Here is an 18,996-nt window from a genome sequence, read left to right on the forward strand (position 1 = left end):
TCTGAAACACCTGCTGGAAACGGCAGAAGATGAATAATCCCTATATAATTTATTAATCATTTAAATGTTGTAAACATGGAAAAAGTAAAGAAAAGTTCTCCGGCTGGTCTGCCGGGAAAGCCCTGCTTCCCTTGGGTGGGAGGTAAAAGAAGACTGCTCCCCGTACTGATCGAATCGCTTCCGAAAGACTTCGGGCAGATGGATACATACGTAGAACCGTTTGTCGGCGGCGGTGCCCTGTTCTTCTGAATAAGACAAACCTATCCTGAAATCCGCTGCGTCATCAATGATTCCAACGAGAGCCTGGTCAATGTCTACCGCGTCATCAAGGAATCCCCGGAAGAGTTGATCGGGGTGCTTGCCCGGATACAGGAGGAATACATCGCATTGGAAGAACATGCCCGAAGAAAAGCCTACTTCATGGAGAAACGTACCTATTACAATGAAGGTACCCCGGATAACATCACCCGTGCAGCCCTGTTTATCTTCTTTATGCGCACTTGCTATAACGGCATCTACTCCGTGAACCGCAAGGGAAAGCTGTCCGTCACCTTCGGTTTCGGTGGAAGGGTGAAACTACTGGAAGAGGAACTGATCCGCTTTAACCATAAACTGTTGCAGGATGTCATTATTCTGGACGGTGACTACCGGCAGACCGGAAAGTACATCGGAACCAAATCCCTCTTTTATTTTGACCCGCCTTACAAGCCGGTCAATGAGAGTAATGCCTGTACCTCGTATATGCCGCAGGACTTCGGGGACGAAGAGCAGGTCGCCCTGGCAGATTTCTGTAAGGAAATAGACGACGCGGGTGGCAAATGAATGCTTTCCAACTCCGATCCCCGGCAGAAGAATCCGGAGAATACCTTCTTCGACGACCTCTATGCCGGTTTCCATATCCAGCGGATCAGTATCTTCCGTTCCATTTGCTCCATTGCCGAGAAGAGGGAAACGGTCAACGAGCTGCTGATTAGAAATTACTAAAAACAGCTATCCGGAAGTTAACCGGAGGCTGAAATAATAAAGAGAGCCAAATCTGTTTAACCGGATTTGGCCCTCTTTTTATGCTTTAAGCGGTGACAGCTTTGTTATAATTTTCAACCGTGCTGTTTCGTTTGCGACCTTTCCTTGGTGGAAGTGTTTCCGGCATGGCGTTGCCGGTTCTCCGGAACCATCTTCTTTCCCAGCAGGTAATCATTCAGGTCATTATATTCCGCATAACAGTCCGACTTGTCCTTAACCGGACATCCGGCTTCTGTCATTTGGCAGAATGCTTGCTTTCCTGCAGGATCATTATCCAGTAGACAGAAAGCACTCTTATATTCTTTTAATATCGGGATAGCCTTGTCTACATTGCTGACCGAATTTAATACGATATAATCGGCAGGCTGCCCGCTGCCGGGGCGCATTGATTTGAGTGTGAGGTATGACAGGTAGTCCATGAAACCTTCGACTACGATACAATGGTCGCCGCCGTTTTTAATATGTGTAATCTCCTTGGGAGAGATGCTCCCTTTCAGGTATTTGTTGCGGATCTCATACCCGCCGCTCCGGTTGGCAAAGGCCACGGCAAAATACCATTTGCCCTTGTTCTCGAAATGCACTTCCTTGCAAGTCTTCCGGGCAATTTCGGCTAAAATACCTCTTTCCTTGAGATAATCCAGCAAGACCGGGTTCGTCAGCGGATCAACGCGTACCTGCCGGTAACCGGCAGCCTGCGGCTCCGGCTTCCTGACAGAGGCGGCAGGCCGGAAAGCAGCCGGGAAATGTCCCTCTATCGCTTTTAATGCATAAGAGATATTCTTCGTCTTTTGTAGCTCCATCGTCAGGGTGATGATGTCCCCTCCTTGTCCGATACGTAGGCTCGGTACAGAACGCCTTACTGCCTTTCGGCAGTAGGTTTTCCCGTACCTGCCCCCAAACCGTACTTGCATGTCTCCACGCATACGGCTCTCCGTTGATAACATGACTTTATTTAGCATGGCTGTGTATTTTGGCATAACACTTTTCACAGACAACCAATGTCTTCCTATGCTTTTCAAGCATCAGCCTGTCGCATTCAGTTTTTCCTTTAAGCTGATTTAGCTTTCTGACATGACGCATGACTACAGGCCCGACTTTTCCACATAATTCACATGTTCTCGCATCCAATCGCTCAGTAAGCGTCGGCTGTGGAATTGCGATTGTGTAGGATAAGTCGTTTACCTCCGTATAGTACATTGGTGGTTTACGTTTGAATCCCTCATTATAGAATTTCCTGTACCGTAATTTACCTTTTGCATCCTGATATGGCACTATAATGTCATTCCCAACCTTATATTTGTCAATGACTTTGCTTACAGTGCTATTGGTTTTTCCTGCAATGGTATGGTACATACTGTACTCCATGATGTATCCAAACTTTGAGAGCGCGTATGCCACGTTGTTGGCAATGCAGTAGTAGTTGTAGAACCCTCTGATTTCAGAGTTATATGCCGCCACTATGTCCTCGATTTTCTTCTTCATAAGATTGCCTCTGAACTTTGCAAACCAAACTTGTCGGCCATTTTCTACCTTGTATCTGATGGCGCTGTATTCTTCCAGTTTGTTCCGCACCGTTTCTATGGCGACCTTTAGGACTATCTTACCGTTGTAATAACGGGCTGGCACATTGTTCTTGTCCCGCTTGACAGCATCAGACTTACGGACTGAAACATCGAAGCCAAGAAATTTCGCGGGCTTTTGTGCGTTTGTTATCAATGTCTTTTCCTGTGACAGTTCCAACTTGAGGTTTTCTTCCATATACTTGGTAATGTCCGACTTGATTTTAACGCACTCTGCCTTGCTTCCGATAACACCTATGAGGAAATCATCTGCGTATCTTACGTATCGAAGCCTTCTGTATGTTTCATCCATACTGTCTCTGCTCTCAATCTTTTGCCTTTCACGTCTCAGTTTCTCATACTCATCCCTAAGCTGTAATCTGACATCTGCATCCTGTATGTTCTTGATGCTTTTAAGGATGCGTTGCATCTTATCGCTGAGTTGCTTGTATTCTTTGGTGATGTGTCTTTCTTTTCCCTTATTGAAGCGTAGGGCGTATTCTTCCATATACTTGTCAAAATTATCAAGATAAATGTTTGCCAGTATAGGACTGATATTACCGCCTTGTGGAGTTCCCTTGTTTGTATTATGAAACTTCCAGTCTTCAATATATCCCGCATTCAACAACTTGCGGATGAGCCTTAGAAATCTATCATCGGCAATCCGTTTCCGCAAAGTTGCAATCAATACATTGTGGTCTATGTTGTCGAAGAATCCTTTAATGTCTCCTTCCACAAACCATTTTGTACCTGTGAATGTCTTTTGGATATGGGTCAATGCGGTATGGCAGCTTCTGTTTGGTCTGAATCCATGTGAGGTGTTTGCAAACACCTCTTCATAGACGGCTTCAAGAATCATGCGCACCACCTCCTGTACAAGTTTGTCCTCAAAGGAAGGAATTCCAAGCGGTCTTTTCTTACCGTTTTTCTTGGGTATGTATATCCTTTTTGCCGGATTAGGCTTGTAAGACTCATCTCTCAAAGATGCAATGACTTTGTTTATTCTTTGAAGACTCATCCGATTGATGGTTTTCCCATCCGTACCGGGTGTCATATTGCCTGGTTTGGCGTAAATACGCTGGTAAGCAACATGAAACATCTCCTCATTGAATAAGATACGGTACAGCCTTTCGAACTTGTAATCCGAAACTTTACCATGCTTGTTTAAAGCTTTTAATACTTGCTCAGGACTTCTCATAATGTCTCGCACATTTTCCATTGTTTGTATTAAGTTATCTAACTGCTTCCCTTCGCCATGTACAAGGCTTTCCCTTGCTCGGACTACTACGGAAGCTCCGTTCCCATGTCAGATATTCAGGGTCCTATGCCCATAGCCTTACGGCATTCTGATTTAGGGAATCCCCATTTGCTTTCACAATAACTGTTTGGCTCGGCAGACTGTCGGATGCGACTTACGTTCCTATTCCACTTATTGTGGTTGCTCTGAAGCCAGTTCCTGCCCCATTGTAATTTCGGTTTACATGGGGTGCTTCAGCCCGACGTGAATCAAATACCTTTCGTCGGGGCTGGTACGTGTGCAGCAGAACTATCGTTCAACCAATCAGGCTTCATCCTTGTGTCTGTCTTTTCCTCTCGCCATGCAGTCGCAGCTTGGTATTTAGCTGACTAATGACTTTACCGAAATGCTTTTGTCACCTTTGGATTTCTCCTCCAGCTAAGTCGTTGAGGATAGGTCTGTTGAACTCTAACCTAATCTCTTGCCATAGAGATATTTATTGTGTAGCCTATATGGGCGCATCGAAATCATATCATAGGTTGCGGGATGTGCTCACCTTGAAAGAAGGTGTCTTCTCCTCACGGAAAGGAGAACAATACCAGATACTGTCCCCGTGTTGTCTGACCGGGGAAAATCCCATGCGCCGGAGATAATCCTCCAACGGAATGCGTTTAGCTTCTTCAATATTCATTGTATAACGAATTGGATTAATGGCTCTTTTTATAACGTGAATCCCTCAGTATCACCCATTGCAGGGGATTCTGCGGCTTCCCGTTTTTTCTCAGTTCAAAATGCAGGTGATTGCCGGTCGCGATACCGGTATGCCCGACATTGCCGATACGCCGCCCCATGTGGACAACGTTTCCCTTTTTCACGTACAATTTACTTAAGTGCGCATACAGCGTGGAAAAGCCACCCGCATGCCTGATTTCGACGTACCAGCCGTAACTGCTGCTGTACCGGGCTTCAACGACCTTCCCGTTTCCCGAAGCATAGACCGGCGTGCCATAAGGTGCGGCTATATCCACTCCGGCATGGAGTACCCTTTTCTTTCTCACCGGATGCATCCTTATTCCGAAACCGGAAGAGAGGGCAAACCTCCTCCGGCTCTCATTCAAGGGGAATATAATAGGATAATCAGCCAGTACGGTTACCGGCAACCGGCTGTTTCATACGAAAGATTTTCACTGCCGGGCGGAATGGATACGGCAGATGATTGAACTGAGTCCGCTTCTGAACTCCTTCGACGGGGATTGTGTAAAAGCCGGACATGACAATAAGTGACAGAACATGACAATCAATGACAACTTCTTCATAATCAATTTATTTAATGGCAAAGATAGTAATTTTACCCTTGCAAATGATTCATTAATCTTTAAAATTAACGTATATGGACAATGTAAACTTAGCCCCTGAAAACAACGGAGCAACTCAGGAACACGGGTATCTGATGGCATATGACAAGAAAGAGCAGAAAGCCAAAGGAGTAAAAGGAATCGCAGCGAATGGCGAACTGGAAACGCTCGAAGCCAATGAAGCGGACAAAGGCCAGTTCATCAAGGTGGACCAGAGAGGTAACTTCTTCACCAACTTCGGAAAGAACTTTCTCTACCATTACAACAATCCGGGACGTTACTCCTTGTACAACATCCCGAAAGAAACACCTGTAGAGCAGGCCAAAGAAAAAATAGAGGCAGCGCAGCTACCACAGAACGAAGCGGTAAGAAAAGAGCTGGCTTCGACCAGGGTGTATAACAACCACCGTTATAATGAACGGGAAATCAATTGGGAACAGGCTGCCAGATATGGCATTACCCCGGATGTCCTGAAAAATTCGAAGGACAGTCTTGAAAGGATGTTGCAAGGGAAATCTTCCGCTGTAGCCTTCCATATAGCCAAACCTTCCGAGCTGGGTCGTGAAAGTGGTGATGCTAAACTCTCCCTGTTCCGTGATGAGAACGGTGTGGTCAAGTTTGACATCCATTATATCCGTCAGGCTCCCAAAGTGGGTGAAGATTACAGGGGATACACATTGACGGAGGACGATCTCAAGACATTAAACCAGACCGGCAACCTGGGTAAAACAGTCGACATGGTCATTGATTACCGCACCAAGGAAACCAGGCCCTGCTACCTTTCCAAAGACCCGGTAACGAATGAATTGTTTCACATGCCCGTAGAGCAGGTACGCGTTCCCCGCAAGGTAAAAGATTATACGCTTTCCCCATCAGAATATGAAGCCGCCTTACGTGGAGAGGAAGTGCCTATCCGTTTCAAGTCCAATAACGGGAACTATTATACCACATCCATTCAGATGAGTGCCGCCGAGCGGGGTGTTGAATTCCTCTGGGAAAGAAGCACCAAGAAGCTGGAAGAGGGGCAGAAACAGATACAACAGCAGGTCAGCAACGGTGAGCAGCAGACAAACGGGCCGGTACAAATAGCCGGGAAGCCTTTGAAAAAGGAAGAAGCCTCCCGGCAAGCGGAAAAGAAAACACGTACCCGCAAGCCGTCCATAATCCCTAAAATGTAATAATATGGCAGCCTATCTTTCTGATGACCCCAAGCAGCTGGACGAGCTTTTCAAGAAAGACGGTGAAGGCTATCTTCTTGTCGGTTATGAAACCGGCAAGGAGAAACCTCATGCGGAATCCTCCTATATACTCTATTCTGCCGATCCCGACAGGCAAGACCCTGTTTATACATTCATGGCTCTGTTCAGCCGGGAAACGATAAAAGCCAAATATGCCGCTTTTGTACCGGATACCCGTCTGGAAATCTATTCATTCCCGAAAATGACGGATGTGCCTGTCCTTACAGGGGATATTGCCAAGAAAGAATATATCAACCGGTTCTTTCTGCCCTATGTCCGTGAGAAGGGACTGGTTCCCCTGATAAGCACCAATCTGAGGAATGTACTGTTTGCACAGTCACGCAGCGACATCCTCATGGAATCCGGCGAGCTACCCAAGTTGACGGCAGAGCAATTGGATGGGCTGCTCCAGTTTCACAGGAAGCAGGATGAACGGGCTGTCCGATATGACTATAACCCGGTTTATAAATTACCCTTGCATGCTGTGAAAACTTCCAAAGGAATCCTGTTCTTCAGTGATACCCAAACTGGACGGGATGGATTAAAAAATTTTTATCAGCAACTATCCGACAACTATTTCCGGGTCCATAGTGAACCCGGTCCCGTCAGGCAATACCAGGTCAACAGGCTGTCCGATGATATCTGTCCCTTGGTGGATGCCTGTTACCGGAAGAACCCTCAAAACGGGAAAGGGGAATATGACTTTGATGAAACCATCTTCTCAAAAGATGCTTTCCGTGACCGGAACCGGTGGAGGCAGACATTTGAAACGAATATGGAGCCGACCGCTTCTGAATTCCTTCGCCTGACAGAATTTGCCGGATGCCCTGCAAACCGTAACAATGCGGATATCAGCAAACTGCTGTATTTGATAGAAAACGGATTCAAGCGTGACCTTGTGGCTGATCCGGCTTTCGGATGCTGGAATGTATTTCAAGAGTATGTCACCCGGATAGACAACTGCATCAACGGACAATCCTCCGGTCTGAATTTGGCCGATGTGCTGGATGAAATGCGCCAAAAAGCGGAGAATATTCTCCAAACGGAATTCGATGTAAGGGGACACCGTACATTGGAAAGGGCACTGAATGACAAAAGCGTTCCGTTTCTCATTGGGGGAGCCGATGCCAGCCAGGCCATGAGACAAGCCCTTCTGGAAGGCAAATGGATCTACTCTTCCAAAATCTCCGAATCAATGCCCGGTTTGCACTTTCTCCATGCCGACAAGAAATGTAACCGGGTAATGGCATACTCCAAATCTCCGGCAGGTAAAGCTGTGTATCAGGAGAAAAACGGCAGAATCATCCCATATACCGCCGCTTTGAAAAAAGAAACAAAAACGAAAAAGAACAATTCCCCTAAATTATAAAATTATGAAGCAACCCGAACAATCCTATACAGCCATAGAAACCGCTGACGGCTTTTTGTTCTTCACCCATACGGCGGAAGGGCAGGCAAACATGCGGAAATTCCTGCAGCTTGTGGCGGACCATTACTTTGATCCCCATTTCAACCTCGGTCCCGTTCATGTTTACAGGGCAGAAAGCATCCTCCGACAGGGGCCGTCTGTCAATCCGGGCGGGAACCTGTTCACTGAATATCCTTACCTGAAGATGGACAGACTCCCAAAGATGGAGCTGGCATACCGTAATGAGATGAAGCCTACCCCGGAAGATTTCCGCAGTTTCTGCCACACTGCGCACTGTGACATCAGCCACCGCAACTGTAATATTATTGATGCGCTGGATGCGATGGCGGACAAGGAACGCACAGTTACCGAACTCTCCCGTCGACCCGCGACACCGGAAATACGTGAACAGATAGAGGAAAACAGCCGTGATAAGGACGAGCTGGATAAACTCCTCAAGCGGTTCTACGACGTACGCGGACACCGGACGGTCGAAAGGATTCTCAGTGACCCGATGGACAGTGTCATGGTAGACGGTGTTCGCCTCTTTACCCCTCACCGGCAGGTATTGCAGGCGGGACATGTGCTCTTTCTGCCCGCAGAGGCAAGGGACAACCCGTCCCATTCCTATGCATGGGTGAATGGGGATTTCTCCCGGATCGTATTCTCTAAAGAACCGCCTGCAAACAAGCAGGTATTCAAGGTGAAAGCAGTTATCGAAAAGGCTTTGGATAAAAAGCGGGACGTGAAAAAGAAAAAAAGCACCCACCCTAAACTGTAGAAACATGGACAAGAGAGACCAAATGGAAAATTCATTTTTCGATCCCGAAAGACCGGGCAGCATATTCATTGCGATAGACCGGTATCACCATTATACACCGTTACCGGGCAACTCACTCAGGTTCGTCGAAGGAAACCAAAGGGAGGTAACGGATGCCGCCTTTCATAAGTTCCTGTCGGACAATGTCAACGAAGTCAAAAGCTGTACGTATGTGCCGGATGTGGAGATGGTACGGTATGACCTGAATTGGATGAGGGATGTGCCGTCACCGGATACACACATGCCTTTGGACAAGTATATCCGGCAGGAGCTGTTGCCTTACTTGCAGCGGAGCTTCCAGTACCCTTCCCGTCAGATCTCACTCTCGGACGCTGTCTACTGCTTCAGATATAAAGGAGATACCGATTGCAGCATCCTGAAAAAGTCTTTCGTGCAGGAAGCCGATTATATGAGTTTCCGCAGATCCCAGGACGAAAGGCAGAAAATCTACCGGGGAGAGGCGAATTTCCGGACACCGCTGAAAGTGGTGGAGAATGACTTCGGGTATCTGATATTCTCCGGCAATGAAATCGGAAAAGAAGGATTCAGGGAATGTTTGCAGCATATCATCGACCATTACTTCGATCCGCATTACGACATCGGCCATCTGGGTGTCTATGAATATCCGTATGTAACGGAAGAGCTGGCAGCCCATATTGACGCATCCTACCGGATCGACCATGCCCGGCAGCTGAATAATTCTTTTGAATTCCAGCGTGAGAACCACGTGCCCCAATCCAAATTGCCGGACAAGTTTATTAATGGGCTGACTCCTCTATTTTACAGCCCGATGGAAACGACGGCTGACGGATTTATGGAACTGGCTGACAAATTCCATTTCGATCCGGACGTACGTGCGCAAATCATCCCTTCCAACCGGGATATTTACCGGCTGCTGACCGTGATGAAGAACGGTTATATGAATATTCATGAGCAGCCGTTCACCTACTTTAAGGAGCTACTGCCAGTTGCCCGGAAACTCGAAAGGATAACGCAGGTACGATCAGCGGCTGATTTCGATAGGAAGGAATTCAAACAAGCCTCCATGGAAATCCGGGAGGCCGCCGACAGCATTCTGAAAAGGGATTTCGATGTGAGGGGGCACCGTTCCCTCAAGAACATGCTGGATGATCCGATGGTGGAATTTACTGTGGGGAACCGGAGGCTGAATGACGTGCAGAAATCAGTATTGTCTTCCGGTTATGCGCTTTATATCCCGGAGAACAACCGGGAAGCGGTCAGACACCTGCAATACTGCATGGCGGACTTCGGTCAGAACCGGATGAAGAACTCATCCGAGCCTTTTCCCGTCAAGACCTATACCTTGAAAGAGGGACTTCTCCATCCGCTACCCACGGATATAAATAAAAAGCCGAGGGCCGTCAAAAAGCCGGAGAACCAAAAACGAAAGACCAACCGTTTAAAATAATAACAGGAAATATGATACCCAAAAGTCAGATTTATATCGGGGCATGGATTGTAGAGAACGATCCGGAAGAACAGGCCCCCATTCCCTATAAAGGGAAAGTCATCACCAGCAAGGAAACTGGAAAAGGAGAGATGGACTATTTTGTCTGCATCCGGCTGGATGACGAATCCATGAAGCAAAAAAGAATCTCCCTTTGCTGCCCGGAAAAGATCATGGTCTGTTTTCCATGAGCCATAGACTTGGAGGAAAAGCAGGAGGTGGAGCATAAGATAAAAAATGAAAAAGCTACCGGCCCGTCGAAAGGGCGTAAACTCTCTTCATCATTCACTTTATAAATCAGAAGAATATGAATACAAACGATACCATTCTTTTTAATGTAAACGACGGACTGGGCAAAGTGGTTGATTACAGCCATATATCCGGAGAGAACCAGGATATGCTGTGCGGCAATTACCTGAGGGAGCAGGCGGAACTCGCACTGGGCGGGACCTATATCCCGGAAGAAACCATCTATTGTCTCCAAATGGACAAAGACATCGATATGGATATTCCTTCCGTCATACATGAAGTCATGTATAACGGGGAATTGGAGGAACTCCCTTCCATTTCGCTCAGAAGTCTTGTTTTCGCCCATGAAATCTCTGCAGGGGGATTACCCATACACATGTTTGATACGGTTGCTCTGCTGGAAAGGATAAATGACAGTGCCGACACAGCAAAAGTACTGGAGGCATACATACACTATCATTCGGAAAAGATGGACAATACCCGGGAGAGAACCGTTACCGCCATACAAAGCGGGAACGGTGTGCTTTTATTCGATGATACCGGAAGGGGAATCCACTGCATGGAACGGTATCTGCAATATCTGGCAGACAATTATTTCTCATCAGCATTGAGAGGTGTTGACTCCCTTGATATCTATTATTTCAGCACCGCCAACAATATCATAGTGGAAGATTCCAGACAATGCGCCGCCATGTTCACACCGGAGATGCCACACTGTTTCATCCCCTCGGAAGCTGTCTATTATCCAAAGGATCTCATGAAAGACCATTCTCCATCCGTCCGGTGTTTCATGAAACCCGACAAAAGCGATTATGATAATTTCTTAAGCAGGTTCAATCTGGATAGAAGCGAACTCATGACGGATATTGCCCGTCTGGATGAAATCTACAAGAATGGCATTGACATCTCCAAACTCGGCTACGGGTTTATCCATGAAAACAGCTTTGAGAAAATACTGGATAAACTGACGCACTCCTACTTGAAAAAATCGGAGCATTCACCACTTTCCGAGGCCCTCCAAAAAACGGCAAAGGATGTGGCCGGAAGAATCTTGCAAACAGAATACAATGTCCGGGGATACGAACCTTCCAAACCGGAAAAGAAGGAGGCGAAAAAAGAAGCAAGAAAGAAATCCGGATTAATCAAATTATAATCATTAATAAAAAGAAAAAACATGAAACAGAAAAATACCGAACTCATCCTTCATTTTTTTGTTGCTCAGGACTCCAAAGGAAAACCCCGGCAACTGGAAATACACCTGATACCGGAGAAAGAAGTATCGATGGCAAATCAAAGATTTACCGAATATTTACGGCGGCAAAGGGAAATGTACAAACTATCTCTCGTTCAAAGCCACCTGCCTGATCTTGATTTGTGTCGTTATCAGTTTCCCTCAGGAGTAATCTGCCCGGATATCCGTCCCTTTGACAAGGATAACAGCCTGGTACCTAAATTTATCAGTGAGAACGGAGGAAGCATGCAGAACAATGTCCCACTCAGAGGATTGGAATACCTTTATTCACGCGATGCAGAAAAAAGCCTGCCCATGCTGGTATCCAGCGGGCTTGCGGACCATCTACTTGTACAACCGGAGGCCAAACGTTTCGCATTGGCACAGAATACCCTCCATGATGATCCGTCGGAAACCCTGACCGCTGTAGAAACCGCAAAAGGAGTGCTTTTGTTTGAATATTCCGGTTACGGAAAGATGTGCTGCCATTCCTATATGCAACATCTGGCCGACCATTTTTTTATTACGGACGAAGATAAACCGGAGTTTGTCAACCTGTACAAACTGGCTAATCAGAATGTAGAGGCTATAAAGGCGTTTCAGACATCCACCAATCCCTTCTCATTATATACAAACGATTTTATACAGGATAAAGCGCAATATCTGGATGCGACTATCTTGAGAAATGCACGACTGGACAGGAGCCATCGCATAGAACCGACATTTGACGCTTATGACAAATTCGCGTCCTCCTATGGAATAGTCACAAGTATCGCAAATGCCCAGATACTCCGGCTGCTGTCTTTACAAGAAACAGCCGGAATTTATGGAATAGATTATATAACCGGACAAATTCCGTTCATGCATAAGAACTCTTTTAACTCACAGTTTAATGCGTTACAGAATATTCCGGCAGAAAACAAGGGTGAACAGGAGAAGGTAAAAGCATTGATCCGTGATCAGGCAGCCTACATTTTAAAACGTGATTATGGAATTTCACCGGATAACCGGCAGAATAGAGAGATAGAGCCCGTCATCTCCATACAGACTCCCAAAGGTGCCGTTTACCTGCCTGCCACGGATGAAGGAGCTGTCTACAAACAATGCTATTTGCAATATCTGGCTGACCGGTTCTTCACTCCGGAAGTACAGGCTCTGGAACGGATCAGGGAATTCTACATTTCCAATCCGAACCATAGCACGGAACATTATATGCAGAAGCATCTGAGCTTTTTCCAATCCAATCCTTTCTATGGGGAATTGGCGAAAATGCCATTGTATCCCATAGAGCAATCCGAACTGCTGAAAAAAGGCGGCTATCCCATAGAACCGACTTATCATGCCTTCAAACAATTCACGGAAGATTACCATTTATCGATAACGTCGAAGAATGCAGAGATATTCAATCTGCTCTTCATACGGGAATACGGTCTGCCGGCAGATTTCAATTCCAATGAGAGTTATAGAGAATTCGCCTACAAAGGTGATTTCAAACCGCTGGATCAGGAAATGTCCGAACTTCAATCCCAAAAAGGATATAGTGAAAAAGCATTCTATAATATCCAAAACAGACAGCAGCAACTTGCTGACAAGATACTTGGTCTGGCATATAAACTGACTTGTCCGCCATTGCAACTGACCGGACCGGCGACATCGGAAAAGAAAAAGGCTGTTCCCCGTCGTAACAAGTCACATAATCCCCGTATCTAAAACTGATTGTCATGCCTGTATGGATGGAAAAAATAAAAGACAGATTAACCGAAAAAGAAGATTTGAAAAGCCTGTTTATCGAGTTGCTGCCAGATAACCGGGTATCGACTGTCATGGTCGTATCGTATGTCCCGACGGATAAAGACTCTTTTCCGGTATTTATGGATCTTGTCGCCCGGATAGCCATGGATCAGAAAACGGTGCCGGATAACCTTTTGCTGCATTTTGAGGGAATACCTGCCAAGGACATTCCTTTCACCAGCAAACTGCCGGTAAAAGACAGTGAAAAAGCCCTTCGTTTCATCGTTTCTCACGGAGGTATCACAGAAAACAATTCTGTTCCTCTGCGGAAAGCGGCCTACCTGAGAGCATGCCAAAAGGAACTGACGGTAGCAAATTTCCAGGCACTGGACCACTCACTGGGCTATAAGCGTTTTGTTGTGTATGAGGATGCAATGGAAAAGGTCGTATCAGGGAAACAGGCCAAACAATTCTATACCATCGTTGAAACGGAACAAGGTATCTGGGTATTCAATGACGGACTATCAGGAACAGTAGGGTTTAGGGATTACCTGCAATCAATAGCGGACAACTTCTACTCCAATTCTCTGCAGGATGTGGAATCGTTGAATATCTACCGGATAGAAACTGTATCACGCCGGATGCTGGAACTCTCCAACGGGAATCAAACCTCCATGCCGCAAGCGGCAATGGAAATTTTGGCGAATTACAAGCCGTCCGTCACTTTCGACATGCATCCTACAGGGAAAAACCTCGACCGGTTTATTACGGCTAACGCACTGGAACTCTCCGCCCGAAACTGGAATATCATGACTCTTCAGGATATAGCTGACAGAGGATATGCCCATTTACCGGCGGACGAATCGTTTGCCTATAAAAAGGATTTCTTACCCGTGGAGAAAAGTATCCGTGAGATTATCCGGCAAAAGGATCTGCGCCGGGATTATCCTTTTCAACAGAAGATGGATGAACTGCAAAACGCAGCCAAGTCATTGGCCGGGACACTGTTAAACCGGGATGGGGTCCGGAAGGATTATCAACGGACAATCCAGTCTGTTGGAGTTTCGAAGGATACTATACAGGTCCAAACAGCCGTGAAACTACATAACAAACCCGAATCTCCACGTGACAATGAAAAGAAAAAAGTCAAGACAAAAAACGCTTCTCCCCAAAAGCAGGCGAAGCCAAAATTATAGTGCTTATGGAATTGATAAATAACACATTCATTCCCGAAAACGAGATACCACGCAGCCGTAGGGATGCCGGAAGAAAAGCATTCCTGAAGACTTTCAGGAACCTGTTCACAAACCGGAACCCTTTCAGGAAATTCATGGACGCCTATCGTTTCAATACGATCCGCTGGAGTGCATCCAACCTTCACGAACCCTCATGGGGAAAACGGATCGGATTGTTCCTCCAGACGAGGAATCCGGTTGCCATCCTCCGGGATGAGTACCTGAACAACCGCAGTAGCCTGTTGAATAAATGGGAAGTATCCAACCTGAACCGCATCCAGACGGAGCTGGTTCGGATTGGCAGGATACCTCTTCAGGATAGGGACAGGAATACTTTCAAGAGCCTTGGCAGTATTGCAAAGAAGATAAAGCAACTGCAGGGATACGAAGGATGCCCCGATATGAGCCACGAAAAACAGCTCCTGGCGACATACAGATATATCCTATCTTCTCCCTTTGACCGGAAGTTCGGGGGATTGCCGCCCGATGAGATTTGTGGGATGCTCCGTCAGAACGGCCTGTCCGAATCGAACCTCCCTTACCAGAATTATGAAGGAATCCTGCAAGGGCGTGAAACGGTCATGTATGAGCTGGCAGCCAGAAAAAACGGGGAGAAATACCTCCAACCGGCAGACCTGGTAAAACTGGATGCCGGGATGACCGGATTCTCTATGGATTTAATCAGCCGTTTCCCGGCAAGGGAGACCTCCGTACCGAATCTGACGGAAGGCATACAGGTATCGGAGAAAAAAGAGAAACTCTCCGTACCCAAAGAACCGAAGAAGGTGAGGAAGGGAAAGACAAAGACCAAGAGTGTAAAAATAAAATAGTCATTCAACATTAAAAGATAACCAAGATGAAAACGATTTGCATCTGTGAAAAGCCGTCCGTGGCACGTAGCATCGCCCGAGTTCTGGGCGCAACGGAGAAACAGGAAGGATATTTGAGTGGAAACGGGTATGCCGTTACATGAACTTACGGCCACCTGCTGGCATTGGCCCTGCCTTCTGATTACGGTATCATCCATGCGGAAAAGGAGATGTTACCGATTATTCCCGATCCGTTCAAACTGGTTGTTCGCCAGGTAAAAACAGAAGAGGGCTATAAGGCTGATCCGTCGGCATTGAAACAATTGGATGTGATCCGTAAATTATTGAATCAGACCGATAGTGTGATCATTTGTACGGATGCAGCGCGTGAAGGGGAACTTATAGCCAGATATGTCCTTGAATATCTGGGGTACACCCAAGAAACCAAACGCCTGTGGATATCCTCACTCACGGAAAAATCAATACGGGAAGGGTTTAACAACCTTAAATCAAGCGGGGAGTTTGACAACTTGTATCGTTCCGCTAAAGCTCGGAGAGAAGCAGATTTCGTGATAGGTATTAATGCGAGCCTCGCGTTAAGCATGGCTGCCGGAAAGAGCAATTACTCCCTGGGCAGGGTGCAGACCCCGACACTTGCCATGATTTGCCGCCGCTATCTAGCCAACAGGGATTTTGTAGCCAAACCTTATTACCAACTGCAACTACGGACTACAAAGGCGGGGGAAGAACTTGTAATGACCTGTGCCGAAAAGTATGATACACCCCAGAAACTTGACATGGCTCGTAAAAAGGTCTATGAAGAGAAAACAGCCAAAGTGGTGCAGGTAGAAAAGAAGCAAGTATCGGAAGAAGCTCCACTACTTTACGATTTAACTGCCCTGCAGCAGAGTGCCAACACCAAACTGGGACTGACCGCGGAACAAACGCTGAACATTGCCCAGAAGTTGTATGAATTCGGCTACATTTCGTATCCACGTACCGGATCCGGTTATATTACAGAGGACATCTTTGAACAGGTTCCTTCTCTCATCGCTTTGCTGAAGCAACATCCCCATTTTGCACGTCATGCGGAGAATCTCTGTAACCGGACTTTGAACCACCACTGTGTGAACGATAGTAAAATGACAGACCACCACGGATTAATCATTACGGAGAACTTTCCTCAGAATCTCTCCCTCGACGAGCAGAATATCTATTCCATGATTGCCGGACGTATGCTGGAGGCATTCTCCGATAAATGCCTGAAAGAAACGGTTTCCATACAAGTGGACTGCAACAGTGTGCTGTTCGGCATAAAGGGATGCCAAATCAAGATTCCGGGATGGAGAGACATCTGCAATGGACCGGATGAAAAAGAAGAAGACCTTCTGCCGGAATTTCAGGAAGGAGAATCATTGCTTATTCTTGGCAGCGATACGTTGGTCAGAAAAACCAAGCCGCAACCGATATTCACCGAGGCAAGCCTGCTTGCGGCAATGGAAGGATGTGGCAGGGAGTTGAACGATGAGAAAGAAAGGGAGGCGATGAAGGACTCCGGGCTGGGCACACCGGCTACACGGGCTGGAATTATCGAACTGCTCATTGCCAGACATTATGTGGAAAGAAGCGGACGCTCACTGATACCCACTCCTAAAGGACTGGAAGTATATGGTATCGTAAAAGAGAAGATGATTGCCAATGTGAGCATGACCGGAAAGTGGGAATGTGCCTTGCATGAAATCGAAACCGGAGAAGTATCCACTAAAACATTCACGGAAAATATCAACTCCTACGCCCGGCAAATCACGTCCGAACTGCTTGCCATGAAACTCAAGTGTCCGGACTTGCCGCACTGCAGATGCCCCAAGTGTGGGGCAGAAACGATTACCGTTTTCAATAAGGTTGCCAAATGTGGCGATCCCGATTGCGCTTTTCTTTTGTTCCGGACCTTCAACGGCAGGGAACTGACGGACAACCAGATGCTCCTGTTGTTACAGGGAAAGCGCACCGGATATCTCAAGTTTATCAGCAAGAAGGGGAAAAAATATGAAGCTTCGCTGGAATTGGATGACAACTACAAGATTGATATTACATTCAAGGATAATAAACCAAAGAAATAGTCCATTGGCTTATGAAAAAAGAAATAGATGAGATACTAGATGAACTGAACTAGGAGCTAACACTCAATAAAGAGACGTGTGTTTGTTTAGATTCAGAGGGATATAACTTTCGAACAAGGGGAGGTCGCAAAAAACGACATCCCCTTTGATATCTTATTTATATGGCAAATTTATGCTTCATCACTTCCATTTCTTTGGAAACAGTAGTGTCTAAAACTTTTGCATAAATTTTTGTGGTTCGTATGTCTGAGTGTCCTAACATTCTAGCGATTGTTTCCATTGACACTTTATTTGCTAGAGCTATGCATGCAAACGTATGGCGTGCCACATGGGTTGTCAACTTTTTAGTAATTCCACACAGATCGGCAATTTCTTTCAAATAACTGTTCATCCGTTGGTTACAAGGTACAGGAAGCACCATGTTCTTTTGTACACAGATCGGATTGTTCTTATATTTTTCAACTATTAATGCGGGAATGTCAAGCAGCGGTATGTGACACATGTTATTTGTCTTTTCACGAGGCTTTCGAATCCAATTTTCCCCATTAGGACCTTTTGTAATATGCTCGGGACGTAAATGTTTTATATCTGTGAATGCTAATCCGGACAGGCAGCAAAAAACAAATATGTCGCGTACTATTTCTAAACGAGGTATCTTAAATTTTTTTTCCATAATAATATGTAGTTCCTCTTCGCTGAGAAACTCCCGATTAGATTGGGTTTGTTTGAACCTGATTCCGGAGAATGGATTATCCGTCATCCATTTATTTGTAAGTGCCAATATGATAATTTTCTTTAGGTTCTTTAAATATTTAACAGTTGCATTCTGTGCGCAATTTTTTTCTGTTTTGATAAAGAATTCGAAATTGGATATGAACTCATGGTTGATATTGTAAAGAGGAATATCGTTTAATTGATATTCTTTTTTCAAGAACTCCTCAAGATATCGTACGGTTCTCTCATAACGGAGCACTGTAGCTTTCACCACATCTTTCCCTATTAACTCACGATACTTTGTGTTGTGTTCTTTGAAAACTTCCAATAACATCTTGGGAGTTTGGCTCTCACCATAGAATAAATTCTTCAGAATTTCAGCAGTGATAGGTTTATCATCCTGCTCTAACTCACGATGAATACGAAGTACGCGGGTACGTACTGTTTCCAGATAGTGATTAAGTTCCAGATGCTTTCTGTCCTTACCAATCGCACATTCCCTTTGGGCATTCCACTTACCAATCTCCACACTACGCTTGATTTGAATTTCCGCGCGTTTCCCATTTACGGTTATTCTCAGACAGATAGGAGCCTCTCCGTTTTTCAATAATTTGGCCTTCTTGATGTAGAAAAGGACCGAAAAATAATTTCTTTTCATACTCATACACTTTAAAAGTTTAATGGTTCAAAGTTACTTTTAGAAGCGATGAATAGTATCACGTAAAATGCAGACAATCAGCGAATAAAATACCAATTCGGAGGACTAAAATTTGGAGGAATTTAAGTCCTCCGATTTCAC

The 18,996-nt window shown here is 45.8% G+C and carries 17 protein-coding genes and 1 pseudogene; 12 read left to right on the top strand and 6 right to left on the bottom strand.

Annotated features, from left to right (window positions below; all coding sequences use genetic code 11):
• Positions 1-75 precede the first annotated feature (75 nt).
• Together ACGHVY_RS24670 and ACGHVY_RS24675 are read left to right on the top strand one after the other, a co-directional pair.
• A pseudogene (locus ACGHVY_RS24670) lies at positions 76-822 on the top strand (DNA adenine methylase).
• Positions 823-984, top strand: coding sequence for a hypothetical protein (locus tag ACGHVY_RS24675; RefSeq protein ID WP_162832120.1), 162 nt, complete (start codon positions 823-825; stop codon positions 982-984).
• A gap of 113 nt (positions 985-1,097) precedes the next feature.
• Here ACGHVY_RS24675 and ACGHVY_RS24680 read toward each other — a convergent pair whose 3' ends face one another.
• The 5 genes from ACGHVY_RS24680 to ACGHVY_RS24700 all read right to left on the bottom strand — a co-directional run bounded on the left by ACGHVY_RS24680 (position 1,098) and on the right by ACGHVY_RS24700 (position 5,135).
• Positions 1,098-1,823 carry a toprim domain-containing protein gene (locus ACGHVY_RS24680; protein WP_008777107.1) on the bottom strand — a complete coding sequence of 242 codons (726 nt, stop codon included), beginning with the start codon at positions 1,821-1,823 and terminating at the stop codon, positions 1,098-1,100.
• Between the two features lie 148 nt (positions 1,824-1,971).
• The gene (locus ACGHVY_RS24685; RefSeq protein WP_390597856.1) at positions 1,972-3,780 is read right to left on the bottom strand and encodes a reverse transcriptase domain-containing protein; all 1,809 of its coding nucleotides are present in this window, start codon (positions 3,778-3,780) and stop codon (positions 1,972-1,974) included.
• Between the two features lie 571 nt (positions 3,781-4,351).
• Positions 4,352-4,510 (bottom strand): hypothetical protein, encoded by a 159-nt coding sequence (locus ACGHVY_RS24690; RefSeq protein ID WP_008777106.1) that lies wholly within the window; start codon positions 4,508-4,510, stop codon positions 4,352-4,354.
• Positions 4,511-4,526: 16 nt separating this feature from the next.
• Positions 4,527-4,886: a M23 family metallopeptidase gene (locus tag ACGHVY_RS24695; RefSeq protein WP_287816410.1), complete on the bottom strand. Its 360-nt coding sequence runs from the start codon at positions 4,884-4,886 to the stop codon at positions 4,527-4,529.
• Positions 4,887-5,003: 117 nt separating this feature from the next.
• On the bottom strand, positions 5,004-5,135 hold the full coding sequence (locus tag ACGHVY_RS24700; RefSeq protein ID WP_262887391.1) for a hypothetical protein: 132 nt from the start codon (positions 5,133-5,135) through the stop codon (positions 5,004-5,006).
• Positions 5,136-5,209: 74 nt separating this feature from the next.
• Between ACGHVY_RS24700 and ACGHVY_RS24705 the strand changes: the two genes are divergently transcribed.
• The 10 genes from ACGHVY_RS24705 to ACGHVY_RS24750 all read left to right on the top strand — a co-directional run bounded on the left by ACGHVY_RS24705 (position 5,210) and on the right by ACGHVY_RS24750 (position 17,483).
• Positions 5,210-6,352 carry a DUF4099 domain-containing protein gene (locus ACGHVY_RS24705; protein WP_347020537.1) on the top strand — a complete coding sequence of 381 codons (1,143 nt, stop codon included), beginning with the start codon at positions 5,210-5,212 and terminating at the stop codon, positions 6,350-6,352.
• Positions 6,353-6,356: 4 nt separating this feature from the next.
• A complete protein-coding gene (locus ACGHVY_RS24710; protein ID WP_390597859.1) occupies positions 6,357-7,781 on the top strand; it encodes a DUF6047 family protein in 1,425 nt (474 codons plus the stop codon).
• Positions 7,782-7,785: 4 nt separating this feature from the next.
• On the top strand, positions 7,786-8,601 hold the full coding sequence (locus ACGHVY_RS24715) for a DUF6047 family protein (RefSeq protein ID WP_390597861.1): 816 nt from the start codon (positions 7,786-7,788) through the stop codon (positions 8,599-8,601).
• 4 nt (positions 8,602-8,605) lie between these two features.
• Positions 8,606-10,069: a DUF6047 family protein gene (locus ACGHVY_RS24720; protein ID WP_390597863.1), complete on the top strand. Its 1,464-nt coding sequence runs from the start codon at positions 8,606-8,608 to the stop codon at positions 10,067-10,069.
• A gap of 11 nt (positions 10,070-10,080) precedes the next feature.
• Positions 10,081-10,299: a hypothetical protein gene (locus ACGHVY_RS24725; protein WP_390597865.1), complete on the top strand. Its 219-nt coding sequence runs from the start codon at positions 10,081-10,083 to the stop codon at positions 10,297-10,299.
• Positions 10,300-10,415: 116 nt separating this feature from the next.
• Positions 10,416-11,510, top strand: coding sequence for a DUF6047 family protein (locus ACGHVY_RS24730; protein ID WP_390597867.1), 1,095 nt, complete (start codon positions 10,416-10,418; stop codon positions 11,508-11,510).
• A 21-nt stretch (positions 11,511-11,531) separates the two neighbouring features.
• Positions 11,532-13,298: a DUF6047 family protein gene (locus ACGHVY_RS24735; protein ID WP_250701626.1), complete on the top strand. Its 1,767-nt coding sequence runs from the start codon at positions 11,532-11,534 to the stop codon at positions 13,296-13,298.
• An 11-nt stretch (positions 13,299-13,309) separates the two neighbouring features.
• Positions 13,310-14,515, top strand: a complete 1,206-nt coding sequence (locus ACGHVY_RS24740; RefSeq protein ID WP_390597869.1) for a DUF6047 family protein — start codon at positions 13,310-13,312, stop codon at positions 14,513-14,515.
• The gene (locus ACGHVY_RS24745; protein WP_390597870.1) at positions 14,515-15,384 is read left to right on the top strand and encodes a hypothetical protein; all 870 of its coding nucleotides are present in this window, start codon (positions 14,515-14,517) and stop codon (positions 15,382-15,384) included. Before ACGHVY_RS24740 ends, ACGHVY_RS24745 begins: the two co-directional genes overlap by 1 nt.
• A gap of 209 nt (positions 15,385-15,593) precedes the next feature.
• The gene (locus ACGHVY_RS24750) at positions 15,594-17,483 is read left to right on the top strand and encodes a DNA topoisomerase (RefSeq protein WP_390597872.1); all 1,890 of its coding nucleotides are present in this window, start codon (positions 15,594-15,596) and stop codon (positions 17,481-17,483) included.
• 157 nt (positions 17,484-17,640) lie between these two features.
• Here ACGHVY_RS24750 and ACGHVY_RS24755 read toward each other — a convergent pair whose 3' ends face one another.
• Positions 17,641-18,861, bottom strand: coding sequence for a site-specific integrase (locus tag ACGHVY_RS24755; RefSeq protein ID WP_390597874.1), 1,221 nt, complete (start codon positions 18,859-18,861; stop codon positions 17,641-17,643).
• Positions 18,862-18,996: the final 135 nt, after the last annotated feature.

Origin of the sequence: Bacteroides sp. f07 (genome assembly GCF_042854785.1) — a bacterium.
GTDB lineage: Bacteria > Bacteroidota > Bacteroidia > Bacteroidales > Bacteroidaceae > Bacteroides.